This is a genomic window from Paenibacillus rigui, assembly GCF_002234615.1.
Classification (GTDB): domain Bacteria; phylum Bacillota; class Bacilli; order Paenibacillales; family NBRC-103111; genus Paenibacillus_S; species Paenibacillus_S rigui.
In genome coordinates this window covers 1-668 of record NZ_NMQW01000106.1, presented here as the reverse complement: position 1 = coordinate 668, position 668 = coordinate 1, and the positions used below count along the sequence as shown (strand labels likewise).

The window sequence follows — 668 nt, the reverse complement described above, 5'->3', positions numbered from 1 at the left end:
TTTTGTATTCACGAACCCGAGAGGCTTAAAGGAGCGTAGCGACTGGGTCGAAGACTTAGCCTCGCAGGGTTGTCCGCCGGATTTCACTTCCCGAGTTATCTTCTGGTGGACCGAGGGCCGTATGGCCCGAAGCGTGAATACGCTGTTATATGAAGGACTAGCCTTCTTCGAATTAGCATTCAAAATTAGTGTTATTAACTCCGTTATATTCTTCAATTAATTTTTTATATAGCTCTTTATTCTTTCGTAACATCCATTCAAGCAAGGTTTTTACGTCTTCAAATATATATGGTTTAATTCTATAAGGTATTGCCTTCCTTGTAATTTCATACTCAACTAAATGTTCATAAAATCCTACGCAAATGGCGTTATGCAAATAATGACTTCTACGATACTGATTAAAACACCATTCTGCATAATTATAAATCTTGTCTAATTCGTCGAAATCATTATTATTATGAGCTTCAATAAGTCTATCACGTAAAAATGCTAATAACGAATAGATCGTATCTTCCCTCTGATTAAATTGAAATCGGAGATCACAAAATAAATTTAGTGCTATTCTTCTCCATGCACTCACACATATCACTCTTCGTTTTAGGTTTTATTAATCTTTATAAAAGGGTTTTAAGATATTTTTGCTAGTCTTTCATATAACGTTCTTGTAT

1 protein-coding gene is annotated in these 668 nt (G+C 34.7%); it reads right to left on the bottom strand.

From position 1 onward, the window contains the following. Window positions 1-172 precede the first annotated feature (172 nt). Entirely contained in the window at window positions 173-580 is a 408-nt protein-coding gene (locus tag CF651_RS31845) for a DUF7674 family protein (protein ID WP_094018885.1), read from the bottom strand. Window positions 581-668 lie beyond the last annotated feature (88 nt).